This is a genomic window from Nocardia sp. NPDC052254, assembly GCF_040679495.1.
Taxonomy (GTDB): Bacteria; Actinomycetota; Actinomycetes; order Mycobacteriales; family Mycobacteriaceae; genus Nocardia.
This window is the reverse complement of the sequence record NZ_JBFAUW010000004.1, coordinates 389,447-410,577: the sequence shown is the minus strand read 5'-3', so window position 1 is coordinate 410,577 and position 21,131 is coordinate 389,447. Positions and strand designations below refer to the sequence as shown.

Here is a 21,131-nt window from a genome sequence, read left to right as displayed (position 1 = left end):
CGTGGTGTGGGTTACGAGGAAGGTCGAGCCGCCGGAGCGCCCGACGTGTGTTCCGGCGGTTACATCGTCCCGGGCGGCAGACGGACTCCGCCGAGCTTCGCGGGATTGGCGATGTCGTAAGTGCCCCATACCAATCCGTCGCGCACGGCGAATCCGATCACACGTTCCGGTGAGCCCGGGGCGCCGTCGTGCGGCGCGCGCTCGTGCATCAGCAGGCCGAGTTGCCCGTTGACGCTGACGAATTCGAAAGGGCCCGACCCGGCGGGCGACAGTTCTTCCGGCGCCATCCGGTACATCCGGACCAGTCCCAGCGCGAACCGCGCGATCTTGTCCGGCCCCACAATCGCCCGCGGCGCCGTGCGGGCCGTGCCGCCGGTGTCGCCGATGAAGACCGAATCCGGATGCAGCGCGGCCGCCACCGCGTTCACATCACCGGTGGCCATGGCGGTCAGCAACTGCTGAACCGCCGCCAGGTGCTCGGCGTCGGCAACCGGTTCCGGGCCGCGGGACAGCGATTTTCGCGCCCGTACCGCCAGTTGCCGCGCCGCCTCCGGGGTGACCTCGAGCAGTTCGGCGATCTCGTCGAAGGGTACGGAGAAGGCATCGTGCAGGACGAAGGCCACCCGCTGCGGCGGGGTGAGCGCGTCGAGGACGACCAGGGCGGCGAATCGGCAGTCCTGTTTCCGGATCACCGATTCCAGCGGGTCGGGCCGACTCGACGGCACCGGACCGGTCACGATCGGCTCCGGAAGCCACTGTCCCACATAGTTTTCGCGCCGGGACGCGGCACTGCGCAGCCGGTCCAGGCAGATCCGGCTGACCACGGTGGTCAGCCAGGCGCGCAGATCCTCGATCTCGGACTGATGAGCGGTCGCCAGCCGCAGCCAGCTCTCCTGGACCGCGTCCTCCGCATCGGCCACGCTGCCGGTCAGCCGGTATCCCACCGAGAGCAGGTGCGCCCGATGGGATTCGAACAGATCGGCGAGTAGAGCGGCAACCATCGTGTGGGATTCTACGATCGCCGGAAATCGGCTGGGCCACCGCCGGGTCGCATGCCAGCATGGGCGGGGTGCGGGACTGTGTACTGAGTGATGGCACGGTGTGGTTGTCGCGCCCGGTGGCGGCCGATGCCGACACCGTCGTCGACTGCTGCCGGGAGCCGTCCATCGCCGAGTGGACGGTGGTTCCGGTGCCCTATCGGCGTGCCGATGCCATGGGATTCCTGTCCGATGTCGTCGCGCCCGGCTGGGCGGGGCGAAGCCCGGTGTGGGCGGTCCGGACCGCCGCCGGTGGGCCGGTCGTGGGCATGCTCGGCCTGGATGCCAGATCGGACGACGGTGCCGCGGAAATCGGCTTCTGGCTCGCTGCCACGGCGCGTGGTCGCGGTCTGATGACCAGAAGTGTGCGATTGGCCTGTGATTTCGGCTTCGCCACCGGCGGCCTCGCGCTGACCCGGATCGAATGGCGTGCCTTCGTCGGAAATGTCGCCTCCGCGGCCGTGGCCCGGCGGGCGGGTTTCCACTACGAGGGCTACCTGCGCCGGGCGGGGCTGCAGCGCGGTGTGCGCCGCGATTCCTGGATCGCCGCCCGCCTGCGCACCGACCCGCCGGGCCCCGCGCTGGACTGGCCGCCGCTGACCAGCGGATAAGACGCGCGATCCCGGCCCGGATCCGCTATCGGCGAACATCTGCGCAGCTCGCGTAGGGTTGATGAAGGTTTGTCGGGGGGTCCGGCAACAATTGCGACGGGGGCCGGCCCGAGAATCTGGAGGAGGTGCCGTGACGGACGGACCGCTCATCGTGCAGAGCGACAAAACCCTGCTGCTCGAGGTGGATCACGAGCAGGCCGGCGCGGCGCGGCAGGCGATCGCACCCTTCGCCGAACTCGAACGCGCGCCCGAGCACGTGCACACCTACCGGGTGACGCCGCTGGCGCTGTGGAATGCGCGCGCGGCCGGGCACGACGCCGAACAGGTCGTCGACGCGCTGGTCAACTACTCGCGCTACGCGGTACCGCAGCCGCTGCTGGTCGACGTGGTCGAGACCATGGCCCGCTACGGCAGGCTGCAACTGGTCAAACATCCCGCGCACGGCCTGATGCTGGCGAGCCTGGACCGAGCGGTGCTCGAAGAGGTGCTGCGGCACAAGAAGATCCAGCCGATGCTCGGCTCCCGCATCGATGACGACACGGTCGCGGTGCATCCCTCCGAGCGGGGCCGGATCAAGCAGATGCTGCTGAAGATCGGCTGGCCCGCCGAGGATCTCGCGGGCTACGTCGACGGCGAGGCCCACCGTATCGATCTGGATTTCGGCACCAACGAATGGGAGCTGCGCGACTATCAGGAGCTGGCGGCAGACTCGTTCTGGGCCGGTGGATCCGGAGTCGTGGTACTGCCCTGCGGCGCGGGTAAGACCATGGTCGGCGCGGCCGCGATGGCCAAGGCACAGGCCACGACGCTGATTCTGGTCACCAATACCGTGGCCGGCCGGCAGTGGAAGCGCGAGCTGATCGCGCGTACCTCGCTGACCGAGGAGGAGATCGGGGAGTACTCCGGTGAGCGCAAGGAGATCCGGCCGGTCACCATCGCCACCTATCAGGTGATCACCCGCAAGACCAAGGGCGAATACAAACATCTGGAACTGTTCGACAGCCGGGACTGGGGTCTGGTCATCTACGACGAGGTCCATCTGCTGCCCGCACCGGTCTTCCGGATGACCGCGGATCTGCAGTCGCGGCGGCGGCTGGGGCTGACCGCCACACTGGTGCGCGAGGACGGTCGCGAGGGTGATGTCTTCTCCCTGATCGGCCCGAAACGCTACGACGCCCCGTGGAAGGACATCGAGGCGCAGGGGTGGATCGCTCCCGCCGACTGTGTCGAGGTGCGCGTCACGCTCACCGAGGCCGAACGTATGGCCTATGCCACCGCGGAACCAGAGGAGCGCTACAAACTCTGTTCCACCGCGCGCACGAAACTGCCCGTTGTCGAATCGATCCTGGCCCGGCACGGGGATGCGCCCAGCCTGGTGATCGGCGCCTATCTCGATCAGCTCGACGAGCTGGGGGAACACCTGAATGCCCCGGTCATCCAGGGCTCGACCCGGACGAAGGAACGCGAGTCATTGTTCGACGCCTTCCGCAACGGCGAGATTCCGGTGCTGGTGGTCAGCAAGGTCGCCAATTTCTCCATCGATCTGCCGGAAGCATCCGTGGCGGTACAGGTTTCGGGCACGTTCGGCTCCCGCCAGGAAGAAGCACAACGGCTGGGGCGTTTGCTCCGTCCGAAAGCAGACGGCGGCCAGGCGCACTTCTATTCCGTGGTGGCGCGTGACACGCTGGATGCCGAATATGCGGCACATCGGCAACGTTTCCTGGCAGAACAGGGATATGCCTATCGCATAACGGATGCGGACGACCTACTGGGCCCGGCGATCGGGTAAGCGCCGCCGATCGGAAAGGCACGGCCGACAGATATGAGGATTTGACACGTGCGACGCTTCGAATTCGCGGTCGATCGCGATCATGCCCGGGCGGTGAACGAGGTCGTCCGCGATATCCGGCGGCTGCGCGTACTGGCCTTCACCGCGGCCGTGCTGCTGGGACTGGGGACAGCCGGACTGATCTGGCTCAACCATCCCTATTCCTTCCTGCTGGCGGTCGCCTTCGCACTGGGGACCATCACGGCTTTGTTCGTGGCCCTGTGGACGCCGTATCGCTCGCGCATCGAGAAGCTCTACGCCGAGGGCGAGCTGGTTCCGGCGGTGGTCTCGGGCCGGCAGGGGAAGGGCGTCACGCTGCTGGCGCTGGTCAATCTGGCCAAGCCGGGTGCGGTTCCGCGCTACGCGCTGATCACCCGGGTGGTGCGGGCGCTACCCGGGCATCGGACCGATGCGGGCGAGCAGGTACCCGCGGTCACCGTACGGGCCGATCGGGCGCCGCGGTCGGTCGGCGATCTGCGCCAGCCGATCACCGCGATGCCGATCGCCTGGGGCACGCGCGATCTCGGTGTCGTCGAACGCGCGCGGGCCGCCATCAGCGATGTGGAGTGGAAGCTGCTGGCCGACAATCTCGGTCTCGCGGAGAAGGTCGGCCGGGTGGATTCCAAACGGCTGCTGCTGGATCCGCAGCAGTTGCCGGAGGAATTGCGCGGCTGACGAGGCCTTCGCACCGGTGGTGTCCGCCGCCGACTAGCATCGTCGGTTGGTCCGCACGCCGTGGGTGGGAAGGTGGCTGGGGTGAAATCGCGAGTATGGGCACGATATCTGGTTTCCGGCGCGTTGTTCGGGGTCGCGCTGGTGTTACCCGCGCAGGCACAGCCGGTGCCGGCGCACGCACAACCGGCCGCCGATCCGTTCACCGGCGCACCGGGTCTCGGCGATCCCTACTATCCCGACGACGGTAACGGCGGTTACGACGTCGGGCACTACGACGTGGCCATCGACTACGACCCGCCCAGCCGCCATCTCACCGGCACGGCCCGGATCGACGCGACGTCGACCCAGGCGTTGCGCGCGTTCAATCTCGATTACGCGGGGCCCGCGGTGTCCCGGGTATCGGTGAACAATCTCCCGGCCGGCTTCTCCCGCAATGGTGAGCACGAGCTCACCGTCACTCCCGCGCTGCCGATCCTGCCCGGGCTGCCGTTCACCGTCATGGTCGAGTACGGCGGTACCGAGAGCGACACCCCCGACTCCGGCTGGACCATCTCGCCCAGCGGCGGCGCCTTCGCTGCGGGCGAACCACATTCGGCGACATCGTGGTACCCGCTCAACGACACCCCGCTGGACAAGGCGACCTTCGATCTGCGGGTCACCGTGCCGCAGGAGTGGCAGGCGATGTCCAACGGATTGCGGGTCAGCGATCGGGTGGACGGCAACCGGCGCACGGTCACGTGGAGTTCGAAACACCCGAGCATCGGATATCTGACCACGGTCGCGATCGACCACTTCGATTTCCTCGATCAGCAGCGCGCCAACGGCACCCCGCTGATCAGCGCCTTCGCTCCCGGCGCCGAGAAGGGCAAGGCGTTGGAACAGCGATTGCCGGAGATCCTGGACTTCATCGAATCCATTTACGGCCCTTATCCTTTCGAGAGCGGTGGCGGTATCTACGTCGACACCGATCTGCAATTCTCCCTGGAAACCCAGACCCGGCCGATCTATGCGCCGTGGACCGATCTCAACACCGTCATCCACGAGAACACCCACCAGTGGTGGGGTGATTCCATGTCGGTGCGGAATTGGTCCGATGTGTGCCTCAACGAATGCTTCGCCAGCTATACCGCCGATTACCTGTGGCCCGAACGCAAGGAGGGCGAAGATGTCGACGCCCTCTATCGCAAGACGATCGCCAAGATGCTGGACAAGCCCAAGTATTGGGAAATCCCGCTGCAGAATCCCGGCGCCGGAAACGAATTCACCACGGTCTACTCCCGGGGGCCGCTGTTCCTGCACGCGCTGCGGCACGAACTCGGCGACGATGTGTTCTTCCCGGCGGTGGCTCAATTCGTGCAGGCGCATGCCTACGGCAATGCCTCGATGCCGGAATTCCGCAGCTACATCCAATCCAAGACGGCCACGGATCTGACCGGGTTCTTCGCGGCCTGGCTCGACTCCGCCACGCCGCCGCCGGATCAGTACCTCTACCCGGGTGACCTGCGCGGTTGATCGGAAACGGCCGGGCGGCAACCGTTCCAGTGGCGGATCAGTCGCGCAGGTCCTCGACGGCTGCCTCGGCCCGCCCGAGTTCCGCTTCGGCCCGATCCACCGCGATCTCGGCGGCGGTCAGGCCGGTCGCGGCGAACCGGTGTGCTTCCTCGGCCCGGTCCAGTTCGGCCCGGGCCGCGGCGATCCGCTCGGCGAGACCGGCGACGTCTGCGCGTCTGCGGTCGAGTTCGGCCCGGGCCGAATCCCGCTCCGTCCGGGCGGATTCCAGCGCGCTCGTCGCGGCCGTGAGCGCATCGCCCGGCACCACCGGCGGTGGCGGAGCCGCGTCGGCATCGGGCACCGCGGCCAGTTCCGGTCCGGCGGGGCCGAAACCGGCGTAGTCGGCCGCCGCCGCCACCACTCCGGCGCGGACCCGTTCGGCCAGTTCCGGTTCGGCCAGCGCAGCGTTGAGTGTCCGGGCCACCGCCTGCAGGACCGGTTCGGTGAGGGTCTTCCCGGATTCGGCGGCCAGGTGAGCGGCCGTGTGCGTCAACGCGTTCACCGCCGTGCGCCGTTGTCCGGCCAGCGTCCGCATCTGCTCCGCGGCCAGCGTTCGCTGCGCCCGGCCCAGTGCCTCGCCGAGATCGAGTAGTGCGCCCAGTTCTCGAGATGCGTTGCGTGCCAGTAGATTCACCGCCCAGGCCGCGACGGTCGGCCGCCGCAGCCGGGTGATCGCCGTGGCCAGCGGCTTGTCTCCCGCCGCGCGGGCGGCGCGGGCCCGCCCGTCGCGCGCGGACACGAATTGTGCCGGATCGAGGGCATAGAGCTCAGCGGCGATCTCCTCGAGCTGCATGGTGCCGAGCGTAACGATTCGGGCGACGATATCGACTACTGATCGCGTGCGTGTGGTCCGATACGTACGGATTTTCGAAAGGTGTCGATCGTGAATTCCCTCGGGCTCCAGATGTTGAGCCACCTGCTGCCCAGTGTCATCAATTATTCCCTGTGGGCCATGAATGGCCTGCATGCGCTGCATATGTGAGGCGGAACCCGCCCGGCAGGGCGGGCGGGTATTCTCCCCACCACGTTCGCCGTGGGTGAACGGTTCGGCGAGAAAGGTTTTCGTAGGTGAAGTTCGCAGGACCGAGACCGATTGCGGGTCTCGTGCTGGTACTGACGGCGGTTGCCGCTCTGGCAGTGACCGGCTGTTCGATGGTTTCCGATGCTGCCAAATCCGACACCGCCCGCGCGAAGGTCGGAGAGTGCATCAATGTGCGGGAGGGATCGCCCGCCGACTCCAAGACCGAGCCGGTGGATTGTTCCTCGGCCGACGCCGTGTACACGGTGAAGTCGTCCTCCGAGAAGAAGCAGGACTGTGGGACCGAATACTCCTCGTACGAGGAGACCTTCAATGGCGGTACCACGGCTTATCTGTGCCTGGCTCCCAATCTCAAACAGGGCAGCTGTTATCACGACGACAAGACGACCGGATTCTCCGTCGCCGAATGCGATTCGACCGAGGCCACGGTGAAGGTCGTCAAGCGGGTCGACGGGCAGAGCGACGAATTCCTCTGTGACGCGAATTCGACCTTCCTGACCCTGTCCGATCCCAAGACGACGTTCTGCCTGGCCAACCCCAAGAGCTGAGCCGGCTCCGCCCCGGTATCACTCGACCAGGGCCACCGACGCGATCCGGTGCAACGTGAAGTGCCGGATCGCACCGGTGTCGGGATCGGTCGCATCCAGCTGACCGCCGGCCACGCGTACGGGTTCGACGATCCGCTGGGTGGCCACCCCTTGCGCGTCGACATAGCCGATGTGCACGGGACGGCGCACCCGGACAGCCAATTGCAGCAGTGCCAGGGCCGCGGCCGTGCTGGTGCGGGTGCCGTCACTGCGTACCCGCTGCCCGGATCGGCTGCGCGCGGCCTTCTCACCGGCTCGTAGCTCGCCCACCAGCAGCCGGAGCTGTTCGGTACTGGGTGGTGTGGGCCGCCAGGCCTGGCGCTCGCCGGTCCGGGTGGACAGCCGCGCCCCACGAGGCCGCAGATCCACGATGGCCCCCGCGGAATCCTCACCGGCCGGGCTGAATCCGGCGGCGCGCAGATGTTCGAGTACCTCGCCCAGTGGGGCCTGCGATATCGCCACCGTCGGTGCGACCGCGCGCAGTGCCAGCTCACCGGCCACCGGCGCGGCCAGTACCTCGGCCAGCAGGGCCGGATCTTCACTGCGCACGAACGATTGCGCCATTCCGGCCCGCAACCGCCCGTGCCGGCGCGCGACATCGTCGATCAGGTAGGTCAGCGATTGGGGAACCGGTGTACGCGAATGGGCGGTGAACAGCTGATGCAGTTCGGCCGCGGTCATTCCGGCGTCCAGCGCGCGGCGTACCGATCCCTCGCCGATCCGGTAGACCGTCGCGGCGCCGGCGGATTCGATGTCGGCGACCAGCTCGACCCGCTCGCGCAGATCCGGTGTGAGCGGGCCGGGAGCGACGATCGTCAGATCGGCTTGGACGAGCACATGGTCGACCGGTTCCGGTAGCGCCGCATCCATCTCCGCCTCGGCATCGGCGACGGTGCCGTGTAACAGTGCGCGTCCGGCCGAGGTCAGCGCCCCCCGGCCGAGTATGCCCAGGGCCGCTGCCTCCGCGAGCGTCCGCTCCACCGCCTCGATGCGGAAATGCCTGCGCCGGCGCGGCATTCGCCAGGCGAGCAGTCGCGCCACATCCGCGCCGGAAATCGCGGTACCCGGTGGATACTCCGCGGTCACCGCGAGGATGGCGCGGCGGTCCGGGACGGCGTGCGCGGAGCGTAGTTCGGCCGAGAGCGCGGCCAGCGGCTTGTCGTTGACATCGCGCAGCCCGATCATCCACGGGAAGCGGTCCAGTTCGAGCCAGGCGTGCGCCAGCACCGTCCAGCGCCGTGCGGCGGGGCCGGTCAGCCAGCCGTCCGAAACGATGGTGGGTGCCCAGTGGTCCTCGCCGGTATCGCCGTCCGGGGGTGGATCGGGAATTCCCTTGTCCAGCAGTCGGGCCGCCGCGAGCACCTCCACCAGCAGGCTCACCCGGGCCTCGTCCACACCGGCCTGTTTGGCGATCCGCCGCAGTTCGCGTACGCCCAGGCCACCCGCTCGCAGTACCGGTGCCGGCATGCGCGAGAGCACCTCGAGGACGTCGTCACTGTGGCGCAGCAGCTCACCGACCTCACCGGCGGCCGCGGCGTTCACATCGGCGGCGGTGTGCTCGCGTTGCCGGGGCAGCGGGGGTGTGAGCGTTTGGGGATCGGTGACCGGCTCGCCGCGTAGCACCTGTCCCACGGCCGGGGGGAGCTCCACGGTCTCGTCGTCGATCGGGTTCAGCAGGCGGCGAGCCAGCAGGCGCTGCACGGGCCGGTCCGGGTCGGTGCCCGGTGCGGCATCGCGGGTGCGGCCGCGTGGACCGGTGGTGGCCAGTTTGTCGAGCAGTGCCCGTTCCGTGCCGCCGATCTCGCGCAGGGCGGTCTCGATCTCGGGTTCGGTGAGCGCATCGGGCAATTCGGTGGTGGCGCCCAGCTGCCAGGGCAGCGCGTCCGGCGCGGCCGCCACCGTGAACAGTGTCTCGGTACCCCAGACGAGCGCACGGTCGATCAATCGGTGCAGCGCCGCTTCGACCGCGGGAACCGGCGCTCGATCGGCGAGGGCTTCGAACAGGCGCGCGCGGGACAGCGGGGAATCCTGGCGGTCGCCGCCGAATGCGCCGTTCGCCGCGAGGGTTTCGAGAATCGCGAATTCGAGCGTGTTCAGATCGTCGGCGGCGCGCAGCACCGACGCCCGCTGTTCGGCCCGGGCGGCCAGGACGGTCATCGAACCCGGTAGCGGCACCGCCAGGTCCGGGCGCAGATCGAGCAGCCGGACGAGATCGTCGTCGCTGCGTGCGCTCAGCCAGCCGGTGAGCGTGCCGGGCTCACCGGCACCGGTGCCGGCATCGGAATGCGTCCCGGCGCCGTCGTCGGAGGCCCGGGCATCGATCGTGGTCATCCAATCCAGACTACGGCGAGTGAACATGCCAGAATGAGGCCGTGGTGAACAAATCGAAGAAACCCTACGTCGACAACGGCTGGCCCCAGGTGGACCATGGTGACCACGCGGTCACCGAACTGTCGTCGGCTCGTTCCGGTGGCCTGTCGCCTTACGGCGAGGAGACGGAATTTCCCGTGCCGGCGACCGATCTGCCGTATGTGCATCCGCACACGGTCATCAACCGCTGACACGAAACGAGAGAGGCCCGCATCCGGAATGGATGCGGGCCTCTCTCGTTGCGGAGGTTCTCGCGCGGGCGATCAGTTGGGCAACAGGCCCTTGTTCGCCTGGTAGAAGTCGACGATCGACGGATCGAGTTTGGCGCCACTGGCTTTGAACGCGTTGTAGGCATCGAGTGCCGGCTGCGGCAGCTGCACGCCCTGCGACTGGGCGGCGTCGACAGCCTTTTGCACGGCCGAGAAGACCTGCTGGTTGCTGTCTGCGGGGGCCTGGGTCGAAGCCTGGGTCTCGGGGGCGGCAGCCTGCCACTGGGGGCTCTGCGCGGGGGAGGCCGGAACTTCGCGCTGGGTCGCGCTGCCGTGCAGGCCGAGATTGGAGGAGCAGGAAGGCCACGCGCCCCAGCCCTGGGTGGCGAGCACCTTCTCGGCGACGGAGATCTGCTGTTCGCGGCTGGCCTGGTTGGCGCTCTGGGCGTACTGCGTACCACCGTGAGCAGCCCAAGTCGACTGCGAGAACTGCAGACCGCCCTGGTAGCCGTTGCCGGTGTTGATGCCCCAGTTACCACCGGATTCACACTGTGCGAGCTGGTCCCACTCCGCATCGGGAGCCGCGGCGGCGTGTCCAGCGAGAGCCACACCCGCGCCACCCATGATCGCGGTGGAGACAGCGACCTTGGCGACGGTGCGACCGGTGTTGGTCTGCTTGCGATGGCGTCCACTCATGTCGGGTCGTCTTCCTCTCGTACGCGCCTGCGAGGTGAGCTGTCGGGTTCGGACTGAGAGGCCGTCCGGTCCCGGATTTCCGGGACTTCACCCCAAGGGAGCGACCGTTTCCGGACGTTCCCGCTTCCCTGCGAAGGTTCGAGGCCCGACATCCGGTGGGCTCCGAAATCCTCTGTGGGAACGTGGGTTCCCCGCCCTCGCCCCTGGGTTTCCTTGGGGTCCGTACCCGCGGGGCGAGGTTCGGTGCGGCGGGCCGGTGGTGCCGGGATGCCCCGGCTGCGTTAGACGGTACGACGAACCGGCTGAAAAATCACTATTTGGTAACCGGCGTGTATGACCGGTCGCGCTGTGCCCCAATAGCTTCCGGATCGGCGTCTGTGCAGGTGAGTACGGCGTGTCTGCGTCGAGTGCTGGTCGTGACCCTGGCGTTATACTGTTGTTATGTGACGAAGGTCACACGTGTAAATGATGGGTGTGTTGGCAAATCTCATTCAGCGCCGTCCGTCCTTTCATCGCGCCCGACGACCGGACCAGAGCGCGAAGACGATGGCGAGCAGCAGGCCCAGCGGCGTCGCCGCCATCGCGACCAGATAGAGCCACAGCGGGGGGTCGGCGTCGGTCACCAGCGGGGTGAGGAAGATCGCGATGATCGCCAGCACGCCGACCGCGAACAGTCCTACGGCCACGCGCAACAACACCTCACCGGAACGCCGGGGCGTCCGGGGTGCGGGAGAGTCTGGGGTGGGGGAATCCGGCATTGGTGCACCGTAAAACGGATGTGCTACCGATACCCCCACCGGGGTAGACTCGTCGCAATCGCGTCCTGCATAGCTGTGTGGGGCGCGTTCTTGTCGAACAGAGACAGGTTCCGGCGAACGGCCGGAATCACGACCGGGTCCGGATTCGTCCCGCGGGGCGGATCGGGCAACGATGACGAACGGGTGAGTGCGGTGCCGACCGGCAAGGTGAAGTGGTACGACGTGGACAAGGGCTTCGGCTTCCTTTCCCAGGATGAGGGTGAGGACGTCTACGTTCGGTCTTCTGCCTTGCCCGAGGGCGTCGAGGCGCTCAAACCCGGCCAGCGCGTCGAATTCGGAATGGCCGCGGGCCGGCGCGGCCCGCAGGCGCTGAGCCTGAAGCTGCTCGATCCGCTGCCCTCGGTGCGCAATTCGCAGGGCCGCAATGCCCAGGGGCGCAAGGAAGCCCCTTCGCATCCGCGCAAGGCGCCCGACGACCTGCACGGGATGATCGAGGACATGATCACCCTGCTGGAGGCGACGGTGCAGCCGGATCTGCGCAAGGGCAAGTACCCCGACCGCAAGACCGCGCAGCGCATCGCCGAAGTGGTGCGCGGCGTCGCTCGCGAACTCGATCACTGAGTCCGCGAGCGGCCATGCGAAGAGGTCGCGTCAGGAAGCCATGATCGACCACGCCTGATACGGCGCGAACGATTCGTTGCCGGCCTCGTCGCGGACCAGCAGCAGCAACTGCAGTTCGATCCCGATCAGGCGCAGATTCGGTTCGGGATGGCTGTCCACGGTGACGGCCCGGGTGCCCTCGGGATAATTGCGGTACGAGGCCAGGTGCTGCACGGTCTTGCCGGGGTGGCCGATCTGTTCGTACTCGAGCACCATCACCCACGGTGCGTCGGAGACGTGCCGCGGCAGCGAGAGCTGTACCGGATAGCCCAGTGGCGGATTCAGTTGCGCGACGGTCTCGCTGCGCTTGCAGGCGGGCTCGACCCTGCCGTGCTGATCGGGCTCCCCGATCGTGCAGTAGAGGTAGGGCGGGACCGTCACGGTCCTACCGTGCGCGTAGGCCGTGACCGCCGGATCGGGCTCGCGTGCGTCGTGGACCGCCACCGCCACGATGCCGGCGGTGACCGCGGCGACCACCAGAACTGCCGCCAGGGCCAGCGCGAGGATCGTGCGGGTGCTGGGCTTGGTCACTGTGGCTGATTTCCTGTCGCTAGGGGGACTTCCTGCTTGGCGTGCTGCGGACGGTTACCGCCCAATCCGGGGAGCAGCGAATGCCCACGGTAGCTGACGAAGGTCTGCGCGAGTCCCAGCGCCAGCAGTGCCGTGACCACCGCGAAACCCTCCCAATAGACCGTCGGCAGCAGCACGCCCGCCGCACCGCCGATCACCCAGGACAATTGCAGAACCGTCTCCGAACGACCGAATCCGGAGGCGATCGACTCCGGGGGCAGATCGTCCTGAATCGAGGCGTCCAGCGAGACCTTGGCCAGTGCACTCGCACAGGAGGCGACCAGGGCGGCGACCGCGGCGCCGAGCAGATTGTCGAGCAGGGTCGCGATCACCGCGGCCGCGGTACACGCCGCGGTGCACTCCACCACGATCAGCGAGGGCCTGCCCAGTTTCAGCCGGGCGCCGGTGGCGTTGCCGGCGAAGTTGCCGATCGCCGCGGCCGCGCCCACCAGTCCGAGCATCGCGGCCTGCTGTACCGGGCGGTGCTCGGTCGATTTGGCGACGAAGGCGACGTAGAAGGTCAGGAAGCCGGTGAGCACACGGATGGCACTGTTGCCCCACAGTCCGGTCACCACCGATCGGCCCAGCGGCTGGCGCCGGCGGCTCGGTTTCACCGGCGAACTCTCGTCCCGGTCGAGTACCTCGGTACCGCCCCGGCGGGCGTGATAGCCCAGGGTGGCGGGGACCTCGCCCTCGGTGACCTCCACCCAGGACGGGATGCGCAGGCTCAGATAGGTCCCGGCCCCGGCGATCAACGCCGCGAAGACCAGCGCGCCGACCGAACCGGCGACGGCGGCGACCATACCGGCCACCGCGCCCGCACCCAGCGTGCCGCCGACCAGACCGAACACCGTCAATCGGGAGTTGGTGCGGACCAGATCGATACCGGGTGGCAGGACCCGCGGTGTCACCGCGCTCTTGAGTACCGCGAACGACTTGCTGGAGATCATCATGCACAGCGCCAGCGGGTACAGCGCCCAACTGTCGAAGTTGAAGATCAGCAGGATCGCGAACAGGATCCGGATGGCGAACGAGGCCGCCAGCGCCAGCCGGCGTCCGCGTTGCAGACGGTCGAGCAACGGTCCGATCAGCGGTGCGATGACGGCGAACGGCGCGATCGTGATCAGCAGATACAGCGCGACCTTGGTCTTGGATTCCGCGGTGGCGCTCGCGAAGAACAGGGTGTTCGCCAGCGCCACCGCGATCGCCGCGTCGAGGGCGAAATTGGCCATCGTCGCGTAAACGAGTGCGGTGAGCCCGGATTCGCCCGCACCGTCGGCACGGGCGGCGCGCTGGAAGGTGTGGAAACCCTTCTCGGTGAGGTCCCTGGTGCGCATCGCCATCACCCGGGTCACCGTCATCTTGCGCGGGACCCGCTGGCGTCCGGCTATTTTCGCGTCCTTGGGGCGGGGGCGCTCGGTGGTGGGCCGTCCCGCGTCCAGGGTGTCGTGCGGCTCGGCGGATCCGCCCGGGTTCTCGATCGGCTTGGTGCGCGGCGGCAGGTCCGGCGGCGGTTCCCCCGACGACATCCGCCGGGTCACGAATTCGGGTACATCCGGTTCCCCACCGTGGCGGGGGAGCGGAGGCAGTGGCCGTGACGACGGTGGGTGCGACGACGGGGCGTTCGGCGGTGGGTACCGGTCGTAACCGGGATGCCGCCGGGTAGCGGGATACTCCTCGCCGTCCCACGGACCGGGTTCGGTACCGGAGGGTTCGCGGGAGGCAGTCACATGTCGATTCTCTCGCACGCCGCAGACTCGTGTACTCCGGCCGGGCTGTGATCCCATGCGTGTCGTCGATCCGGGCGCGCCGGGTGTCCGATCGCGGGCTGCGCACGGTCTGCTCAGGCCGGGACGAATCGGACCTCGAACATGGTGGGCCAGTATTTCCCGGTCACGAGGAAGTTGTCGGTGCCGGGTAGCTGAGCGATGCCGTTGAGTACATCGGCGCCCGCGCTCTCGGTGGGTTTCAGCAGGCCGCCGGCATCGATGTCGGCCAGCACGGCCCCGCTGTCGGGGTCGATGCGCAGAATGTGCTCGGTGGGCCAGACATTGGCGTAGACCGAACCGTCTGCCGCGCAATCGAGTTCGTTGAGCCGGGCGTCGTGGTGGCTGGTGAGGGTGATCGATCCGGTCACGGCGAAGGTGTTCGGGTCGCGGAAGGTCAGAGTGTCGCTGCCGTTGCTCATCACCACCCGGTCACCGCGCGTGCACAGGCCCCAGCCCTCGCCGTCGTAGGAAACCCGGCCCTTCTCGGCGAGGGTCCGCGGGTCGCGGGCGAACGCCGTTTCGTCCTTCCAGGTGAGCTGCCACAGGGTCGAGCCGGCCAGCGTGACGCCCTCGCCGAAGAGGTTGCCGGGGAGTGTGGCTTTCGCGATCGGTGATCCGGTGACCAGGTCGGTCGCGGTCACTCCGGATCCGCCCTTCATGCCGGTGCTCTCGTAGCGAGTCGTTCCGTCGATCTCCAGTCCCTCGGTGAACGCACCCCGGTCGTGTGGAAGGGTGGCGACCACTTCGACGCGCCATTGCGGAGTGTGATCGTCGTCCTCGGTACAGGCCGTTGTGGACAGCATTGTGGATGCTGCGAGCAGTAGTGCTGCGGCCGCCGCACGGCGTTGGCGTGTCATACGGCAAAATGTAGGACGTGAGCGCAGTGTCTGTTTCGGAGTCCGGTGTGCGACCGATCCTGGCGGAGGCGGTCGACCTGGCACGTCGTGCGCTCCTGGAGTTGCAGCCCACGGGTGTGGGCGAACATCTGGGTGTGACCGGCGAGGACGAGTGTGCGGCCACCCACCGTTTCGCGGCGACCCTGCCGGGCTACCGCGGCTGGCAGTGGGCGGTCGTGGTCGCGGCCGCACCGGAGGCGGAATACGCCACGGTGAGTGAGTCGGCGCTGCTGCCCGGGCCGGACGCTCTGGTGGCGCCGGAATTCGTGCCCTGGGATCAGCGCGTGCGGCCCGGTGATCTGGCCCCGGGGGATCTGCTGGCGCCGCGAGTCGACGACGAGCGTTTGGTACCCGGATATCTGCAGTCCGGTGATCCGGCCGCCGACGAGGTGTGCGAGGACATCGGCCTGGGCCGTCGCCAGGTACTCAGCCGCGAGGGCCGCTCGGAGGCCGCCGAGCGCTGGTACTCGGAATTCGGCCCGGATACCGATATGGCCCGCTCGGCGCCCGGCACCTGTGGCGTGTGCGGCTTCTTCGTTCCCCTGGCCGGTGCCATGCGCGCCGCGTTCGGCGTCTGCGCCAACTCGATGGGCGCCGACGGCCGCGTCGTGCACGTGCGGTACGGCTGCGGCGCGCACTCCGATACCGAGCTGCCGACCGGCGCGGGTTCCCCGCTGTACGAGGCCTACGACGATGCCGCCGTCGAGGTGATTCCGGCCCCGCGTCCCACCCCCGCGAACGCGCTGGCCGACAGGGAGAACACCGGTTCGTCACCCGCCCATTCCGAGACGACCGGGTCGGAAGGCGACGCGGCGGCCGAGGCGTCCGCGAGCACCGACTCCGGCGAGACGGCGAAGGCCGACGCCCCCGCCCGGACCACACCCGTTGCCGGGGTGGACGGTCCGGCCGACATTTCCGAATCGGCGGACTCCGCCGAGGCCGGGCCGGACGTGCCGGGCTCCGATGTCCGCGCGAAGGGCGCCGAGTCCGGTCCGGAGGTTGCCGGCGGTGTGGATTCCGATGTTCCCGGGAGCGTTTCGTCGGCCGAGGGCGATGTCACCGAGGATTCCGCTACCAGCTCGTCGAGTGCGCGGGACGCCGAAAACGTTGCACCGCAGTCCGATCCGGGGAGCGCCTACAGCGATGCCTGGGGGATTTCCGCGGTGCGCGTTCGCCCGGGCGAGTCGGGAGCGGCGGAGCACTGACCGACGCGGCCGGGGGGCCTGTGGGGGAGACGCAGGATCCGTTCGGAACCTCCGAGCTACGTGCCGGGGTGCTCACCGCCTGGCGGAATTCACCCACCCGGCTGCGTGAGGACGCGGCCACCGAGGCGGATCTGGCCGCCGCCGGATATCGCGATCGGCTCCTGACCGAACTGGCCCAGAACGCGGCCGATGCCGCGGTCAAGGCCGGTGTCGCCGGCCGGATTTCGGTACGATTGCGCGGCCGGGCGCTTCATGTCGCCAATACCGGTGCGCCGCTGGATCTTTCCGGCGTGCATGCCCTCACCGCGCTGCGCGCCTCGGGGAAAACCGGAACCGCGGTGGGGCGCTTCGGCGTGGGTTTCACCGCAGTGTTGTCGGCCGGTGAGGAGATCGAATTCCGTTCCACCACGGGCTCATTACGGTTCTCGCGCGCCCAGACCCGGGCCGAGTTGCGCGAGCACGGAATCGAGATCCCGGCCGACCTCGACGGTGCGGGTGTTCCGGTGCTCCGGCTGGCCTGGGCGGTCGCCGCCGCGCCGGAGGAGGGGTTCGACAGCGAGATCGTGGTGTGGTTGCGCGCGGACGTCGATGCCGCGGCGCTGCTCGCGGCGATGCGCGCCGAGACGACGGACCTGTTGCTGGAACTTCCCGGCCTGCATTCGATTCGCATCGAGAACGACGAGGCCTGGCGGGCCGTGGACGATCACGCCGGCGGCCTGCGGCAGGTGTGCGTGACCGATCTGTCCGGCACCGACCATCGCTGGTGGGAGTACACCACCGAACGGGCGCGCTGGTTGCTACCACTACACGACGGCCACGCGGCGCCCGCGCCGGCGGACGTGTTGCGCGCCCCGACCCGTACCGATGAGGAATTGTCGCTTCCGGCTCTGGTCATCGCCGATATCGCCCTGCAACCGGATCGGCGCCGGCTGATGCCGGGTGCCAGGGTCGCCGAATTGGCAGCGGGTTACGCCGATTTCGCCCGCGCACTACCTCCGGCCGACCGGCCCGCCCTGATTCCGGCACCCGGTTTCGCCCGCAGCGAGGCCGACGGTGTGCTGCGGGAGGCCCTCGTGGCGCAGCTTCGGGACCGGCCCTGGCTGCCGGTGGTCGCCACCGCGGACGTCACCGACGATGCGGCGTCGGACGATGCCGTCGCGGCCCCGGTGCGAGCGAGCGTATTCCTCGGCGCCACAGCCGACCTCGCTGCCATGCTCGCGGAGTTCCTGGGGCCGCTGGTGGTCGCCGAGCTTTCCGGCCGGTCCACCGCGGAGCTGCTCGCCGTGGTGGATGTGCACCGAATCGGTCTGGCCCGCATCGCCGAACTGACCGGCAGCGTGTCGCGCCCGCCCGAATGGTGGTATTCGCTCTACGACGCCCTGGAGCCGTTCGTGAGCGATCCGCTGGCGGCCGAGGAACTGGGTGCGCTGGCGGTGCCACTGTCGGACGGCCGCCTCGTCACCGGGCCGCGCACGGTGGTCTTCGACGATCGGCTCGACGACGTCGTGGCCGTGCCCTGGGCGCGGCTGGTTCATCCGGAGGCGGCACACGAACTGCTCGCGCGGCTCGGCGCGCGGCAGGCCGACGTCTCGGATCTGCTCACCGACCCGGCGCTGCGTGCGGAGCTGGATCACCGGCCCGACGACGAGGAATTGCGCGATGCCGTCCTGACGCTGGCCGCGCATCTGCCGCCGGATACCACCCTGCCGACCTGGCTGGGGACCCTCGAACTTCCGGACGACACCGGAGATTCGCGGCCCGCCGACGAGCTGCTGCTGCCGGATGCCCCGCTGGCCGGGGTGCTGATCGCCGATTCTCCGTTCGGAACCCTGGATGCCGAGGTGGCGCAACGTCATTCGGCCGCGGCCCTGCGGGCGATCGGCGTCGGCTGGGGATTCACCGTCGTCACCGAAACCGATCCGACCGGTCCCGACCACGATCTCGATGATGAGGATCGCTGGTGGCAGGGGCTGCCCGAGGATCCGCCGGGCTTCGCCGCGGTGCGGGATCTGGATCTGGTCGATGACGAGGCCTGGCCGCAGGCTCTGCGATTGCTGCTGAGCGAGCCCGCCACCCGTCGCCTACTGGCCGATCGAGATGGTTACACCGCCTGGTGGTTGCGTCGGCACGCCCATATCGGCGATCGCCCGCTCGGTGTGTTCCGCGCGGGTTCGGACCCGGTGTTCGCCGGCCTCCTGCCGGAACTACCGGGATTCTCCGAGGTGGATTCGGCGGCGCTGGCCGCGGTGCTGGCCGATCCCGCCACCATCACCGGCCAATTGGCGGTCGCGCTCCTCGAAGCTCTCGCCGATCCGGCGAGAACCACCTCACCGGAAGCGGTTTCGCAGATCCACCGGCGGCTGGCCGCGGCCGTGCCGCAGCTGGATCTCGACGAGATCGGTGTGCCGGAGCGGGTGCGCGCCCTCTCCGGTGTGGTGATCGATCCGGAGCGAGCACTCGTCCTCGACCGCCCCTGGCTCGGGCTGGCGCTACCACCGGACCGGCTGGTCGCCGGCGATATCGAACACGCCGCCGACCTGGCCACCCTGCTCGATGTGTCGGCGGCCTCCGAGGCCGTGCACGCGGAGGTCCTCGGTCCCGGGCAGCGGACCGATTGGGCCGCCGAGCCGTTGGGTGTGCTGCTGCGACTGCAGTTCGGGCTGCCGCCGCTGACCGGTGAGCTGGTCCTGCACGATCGCCTCGAGGTACGACTCACCGGCGCCTACGAGGCCACCGTGGCGGTGCCGTGGTGGCGCGAGGGCGATACCACGCACGTCCAGCGGCAGCCGATCCCGCGCTGACCTACTTCGCGTAGGTGGTGATCATCTCCGCGAGCACGTCGAGTTGGGTACGAACGGAAGCGCTGTCGTCGTCGACGAGCCAGCGCAGGACGACACCGTCGATGACATTGAGGGTGAATCGGCTCAGCGTCTGAACCGGCACCCGCCATTCCGTTCCGGTGGCGACGCGAGCGTGTTCGAGGACGTCGGCGACCGTGGAGTCGTTGAAAACGTACTGTTCGCGAGCGATCGCGAGTTTCGCCGGAGTCTGCTCACTTTCGCGCAATGCGTAGGTGGTGGTCTCGTAGGTGAGCAGTTGCCGATGGGGGGTGGATTCGATGTTCACCCACAGCAGTTCGAGACTCGCGCGCACCAGGTTTTGAAGGGATTCTTTTCCACTTCCGACGCCCTGCCACACCGTTTCATTGGTCTCGACGGAATCGCGCAATTCCATCGACAAGGCTTTGACCAGTTCGGTCATCAGTGCATCTTTGTTCTCGAAACAGTAATGCACCACACCGAGCGATACCCCGGCGGCCTGCGCGACATCGCGCGTGGTTACCCCGGCCACGCCCTTTTTCTCGGCGAGGCCTATAGCCGCCTCGATCAGGTGGGCTCGTCGTTCTTCGACGCTCAATCGGGAGGACACGCAAGCGAGTTAAGCCGCAGGACGGCGTGCAGTCAATTTGCACACCGTAAAGTCGGCGCGGTTTCGCGTGGCGTGCTCCGGCGCGTCATCGCCGGAACGTCACAATCCTTTCTGCGCGCCTTTGTCTCCTCGCCGCGACCCGCGGCGCTGAATGACGAAAATGGTGTAGCCGAGCAGCCCCACCGCGAGCCCCATCAGGCAGATCGGCCGCGCGTCCGCCCAGCTGTCGACGCACCAGACCACGACCGTCGCCACCAGCCACACCAGGCTGCCGATCGCCAGCACAGGCCGCGGATCGGTGAGCCGCGGCGGGATCTCGGGCGCATCGGGTGTCACAGCACAACGATAGCGGCGGGAACGTCGTAAGTGATATGCGGGCGTCACGTATCGTTTGGCTCTGTGACAACGCCTTCCGATATCCGCGCGCTCGCTGGTGAACTGTCCCTGGCGGTCGTGCGACTGACGCGACATCTGCGTGGCCGCCGCAGCGACGCCCAGATCTCGCTCACTCAGCTGTCGGCGCTGGCCACCCTGGCCCGGGACGGGGCGATGACTCCCGGCGTACTCGCCGCCAAGGAACGTGTCCAACCGCCGTCGATGACCCGGGTGATCGCTTCCCTGTCGGAGTTGCAGCTGGTCAGGCGCGATCCGCATCCCACCGACGGCCGCCAGGTCATCGTGTCGCTGTCGGATGCCGGCAAGGCGCTGATCCAGGACGAGAACAACGCGCGTGAGGCATGGATGTCGGATCAGCTGTCCGGGCTGACCCCCGATCAGCTGCGCGTACTCGCCGATGCGGTCGCGATCATGAAGCAGCTGGTCGCGGCGTCGGAGTAGGTGTTCAGCTGCCGAAAGCGCGGTCGCTGGAGACTATTTCGCGACCGAGCGGCATCAGTGAGACGGGGATGAGCTTGAGGTTCGCCCAGCCGAACGGGATCCCGATGATCGAGATGAACAGCGGAATGCTCGTCGCCAGGTGCCCGATCGCCAGCCAGAAGCCCGCGAAGATCACCCAGATGACGTTGCCGACCAGTGACGGCGCCCCCGCATCCGGCTTCTGCACCACTTCCCGGCCGAACGGCCACAACACGTAGGCGCCGATCCGGAACGAGGCGATCCCGAACGGAATGGTGATGATCAGGATGCAGCAGATGATCCCGGCCAGAAAGTAGCCGATCGCCAGCCAGAACCCGGCAAAAACCAACCAGAGCACGTTCAGGACGAACCGGATGAGGGTCACC

The 21,131-nt window shown here is 68.2% G+C and carries 21 protein-coding genes and 1 riboswitch; of the genes, 10 read left to right on the top strand and 11 right to left on the bottom strand.

From position 1 onward, the window contains the following. Positions 1-59: 59 nt before the first annotated feature. A complete protein-coding gene (locus AB0L57_RS13910) occupies positions 60-1,001 on the bottom strand; it encodes a sigma-70 family RNA polymerase sigma factor (RefSeq protein ID WP_364961203.1) in 942 nt (313 codons plus the stop codon). 59 nt (positions 1,002-1,060) lie between these two features. Here AB0L57_RS13910 and AB0L57_RS13905 point away from each other — a divergent pair, with 59 nt between their 5' ends. The 4 genes from AB0L57_RS13905 to AB0L57_RS13890 all read left to right on the top strand — a co-directional run bounded on the left by AB0L57_RS13905 (position 1,061) and on the right by AB0L57_RS13890 (position 5,663). After that, positions 1,061-1,648, top strand: a complete 588-nt coding sequence (locus tag AB0L57_RS13905) for a GNAT family N-acetyltransferase (RefSeq protein WP_364961201.1) — start codon at positions 1,061-1,063, stop codon at positions 1,646-1,648. 130 nt (positions 1,649-1,778) lie between these two features. Beyond that, entirely contained in the window at positions 1,779-3,437 is a 1,659-nt protein-coding gene (locus AB0L57_RS13900) for a DNA repair helicase XPB (protein WP_364961199.1), read from the top strand. A gap of 48 nt (positions 3,438-3,485) precedes the next feature. After that, on the top strand, positions 3,486-4,151 hold the full coding sequence (locus AB0L57_RS13895) for a DUF3239 domain-containing protein (protein WP_364961197.1): 666 nt from the start codon (positions 3,486-3,488) through the stop codon (positions 4,149-4,151). A gap of 81 nt (positions 4,152-4,232) precedes the next feature. After that, positions 4,233-5,663 (top strand): M1 family metallopeptidase, encoded by a 1,431-nt coding sequence (locus tag AB0L57_RS13890; protein WP_364961195.1) that lies wholly within the window; start codon positions 4,233-4,235, stop codon positions 5,661-5,663. A gap of 37 nt (positions 5,664-5,700) precedes the next feature. Here the strand turns inward: AB0L57_RS13890 and AB0L57_RS13885 are convergent, their stop codons facing one another. Then, on the bottom strand, positions 5,701-6,495 hold the full coding sequence (locus tag AB0L57_RS13885; RefSeq protein WP_364961193.1) for a hypothetical protein: 795 nt from the start codon (positions 6,493-6,495) through the stop codon (positions 5,701-5,703). Positions 6,496-6,770: 275 nt separating this feature from the next. Between AB0L57_RS13885 and AB0L57_RS13880 the strand changes: the two genes are divergently transcribed. Then, a complete protein-coding gene (locus AB0L57_RS13880; protein ID WP_364961191.1) occupies positions 6,771-7,289 on the top strand; it encodes a hypothetical protein in 519 nt (172 codons plus the stop codon). An 18-nt stretch (positions 7,290-7,307) separates the two neighbouring features. Here the strand turns inward: AB0L57_RS13880 and AB0L57_RS13875 are convergent, their stop codons facing one another. After that, entirely contained in the window at positions 7,308-9,659 is a 2,352-nt protein-coding gene (locus AB0L57_RS13875; RefSeq protein ID WP_364961189.1) for a helicase-associated domain-containing protein, read from the bottom strand. A 41-nt stretch (positions 9,660-9,700) separates the two neighbouring features. Here AB0L57_RS13875 and AB0L57_RS13870 point away from each other — a divergent pair, with 41 nt between their 5' ends. Next, positions 9,701-9,889: a hypothetical protein gene (locus tag AB0L57_RS13870; protein WP_364961187.1), complete on the top strand. Its 189-nt coding sequence runs from the start codon at positions 9,701-9,703 to the stop codon at positions 9,887-9,889. Between the two features lie 72 nt (positions 9,890-9,961). Here the strand turns inward: AB0L57_RS13870 and AB0L57_RS13865 are convergent, their stop codons facing one another. Then, positions 9,962-10,603: a resuscitation-promoting factor Rpf1 domain-containing protein gene (locus tag AB0L57_RS13865; protein WP_364961185.1), complete on the bottom strand. Its 642-nt coding sequence runs from the start codon at positions 10,601-10,603 to the stop codon at positions 9,962-9,964. A gap of 9 nt (positions 10,604-10,612) precedes the next feature. Beyond that, positions 10,613-10,771, bottom strand: a riboswitch (cyclic di-AMP (ydaO/yuaA leader). 341 nt (positions 10,772-11,112) lie between these two features. Further along, on the bottom strand, positions 11,113-11,289 hold the full coding sequence (locus AB0L57_RS13860; protein WP_364961183.1) for a hypothetical protein: 177 nt from the start codon (positions 11,287-11,289) through the stop codon (positions 11,113-11,115). A 264-nt stretch (positions 11,290-11,553) separates the two neighbouring features. Between AB0L57_RS13860 and AB0L57_RS13855 the strand changes: the two genes are divergently transcribed. After that, the gene (locus AB0L57_RS13855) at positions 11,554-11,982 is read left to right on the top strand and encodes a cold-shock protein (protein WP_364961383.1); all 429 of its coding nucleotides are present in this window, start codon (positions 11,554-11,556) and stop codon (positions 11,980-11,982) included. Between the two features lie 30 nt (positions 11,983-12,012). Here AB0L57_RS13855 and AB0L57_RS13850 read toward each other — a convergent pair whose 3' ends face one another. The 3 genes from AB0L57_RS13850 to AB0L57_RS13840 form a co-directional block, all read right to left on the bottom strand. Next, positions 12,013-12,552: a DUF2771 domain-containing protein gene (locus AB0L57_RS13850; RefSeq protein ID WP_364961181.1), complete on the bottom strand. Its 540-nt coding sequence runs from the start codon at positions 12,550-12,552 to the stop codon at positions 12,013-12,015. Further along, a complete protein-coding gene (locus AB0L57_RS13845; protein ID WP_364961180.1) occupies positions 12,549-14,321 on the bottom strand; it encodes an MFS transporter in 1,773 nt (590 codons plus the stop codon). The genes AB0L57_RS13850 and AB0L57_RS13845 overlap by 4 nt, the downstream gene beginning before the upstream one ends. A gap of 113 nt (positions 14,322-14,434) precedes the next feature. Beyond that, a complete protein-coding gene (locus AB0L57_RS13840) occupies positions 14,435-15,217 on the bottom strand; it encodes a glutaminyl-peptide cyclotransferase (RefSeq protein WP_364961178.1) in 783 nt (260 codons plus the stop codon). A gap of 17 nt (positions 15,218-15,234) precedes the next feature. On the opposite strand from AB0L57_RS13840, the gene AB0L57_RS13835 reads away from it, so the two are divergent. Beyond that, positions 15,235-16,461 carry a DUF3027 domain-containing protein gene (locus tag AB0L57_RS13835; protein WP_364961176.1) on the top strand — a complete coding sequence of 409 codons (1,227 nt, stop codon included), beginning with the start codon at positions 15,235-15,237 and terminating at the stop codon, positions 16,459-16,461. Between the two features lie 20 nt (positions 16,462-16,481). After that, positions 16,482-19,262, top strand: coding sequence for an ATP-binding protein (locus AB0L57_RS13830; protein WP_364961174.1), 2,781 nt, complete (start codon positions 16,482-16,484; stop codon positions 19,260-19,262). A gap of 1 nt (position 19,263) precedes the next feature. Here AB0L57_RS13830 and AB0L57_RS13825 read toward each other — a convergent pair whose 3' ends face one another. Together AB0L57_RS13825 and AB0L57_RS13820 are read right to left on the bottom strand one after the other, a co-directional pair. Beyond that, positions 19,264-19,890, bottom strand: coding sequence for a TetR family transcriptional regulator (locus AB0L57_RS13825; protein WP_364961172.1), 627 nt, complete (start codon positions 19,888-19,890; stop codon positions 19,264-19,266). 99 nt (positions 19,891-19,989) lie between these two features. Further along, positions 19,990-20,226, bottom strand: a complete 237-nt coding sequence (locus tag AB0L57_RS13820; protein ID WP_364961170.1) for a DUF2530 domain-containing protein — start codon at positions 20,224-20,226, stop codon at positions 19,990-19,992. A gap of 63 nt (positions 20,227-20,289) precedes the next feature. On the opposite strand from AB0L57_RS13820, the gene AB0L57_RS13815 reads away from it, so the two are divergent. Then, a complete protein-coding gene (locus tag AB0L57_RS13815) occupies positions 20,290-20,727 on the top strand; it encodes a MarR family transcriptional regulator (protein WP_364961168.1) in 438 nt (145 codons plus the stop codon). A 4-nt stretch (positions 20,728-20,731) separates the two neighbouring features. Here AB0L57_RS13815 and AB0L57_RS13810 read toward each other — a convergent pair whose 3' ends face one another. Next, entirely contained in the window at positions 20,732-21,121 is a 390-nt protein-coding gene (locus tag AB0L57_RS13810; protein WP_364961381.1) for a YccF domain-containing protein, read from the bottom strand. Between the last annotated feature and the right edge of the window lie 10 nt (positions 21,122-21,131).

Excerpts from the sequence above, each read along its gene's own strand:
- AB0L57_RS13910 (WP_364961203.1), bottom strand. The coding sequence starts at position 1,001 with ATGGTTGCCGCTCTACTCGCCGATCTGTTCGAATCCCATCGGGCGCAC.
- AB0L57_RS13905 (WP_364961201.1), top strand. The coding sequence starts at position 1,061 with ATGGGCGGGGTGCGGGACTGTGTACTGAGTGATGGCACGGTGTGGTTG.
- AB0L57_RS13885 (WP_364961193.1), bottom strand. The coding sequence starts at position 6,495 with ATGCAGCTCGAGGAGATCGCCGCTGAGCTCTATGCCCTCGATCCGGCA.
- AB0L57_RS13875 (WP_364961189.1), bottom strand. The coding sequence starts at position 9,659 with ATGACCACGATCGATGCCCGGGCCTCCGACGACGGCGCCGGGACGCAT.
- AB0L57_RS13865 (WP_364961185.1), bottom strand. The coding sequence starts at position 10,603 with ATGAGTGGACGCCATCGCAAGCAGACCAACACCGGTCGCACCGTCGCC.
- AB0L57_RS13840 (WP_364961178.1), bottom strand. The coding sequence starts at position 15,217 with ATGACACGCCAACGCCGTGCGGCGGCCGCAGCACTACTGCTCGCAGCA.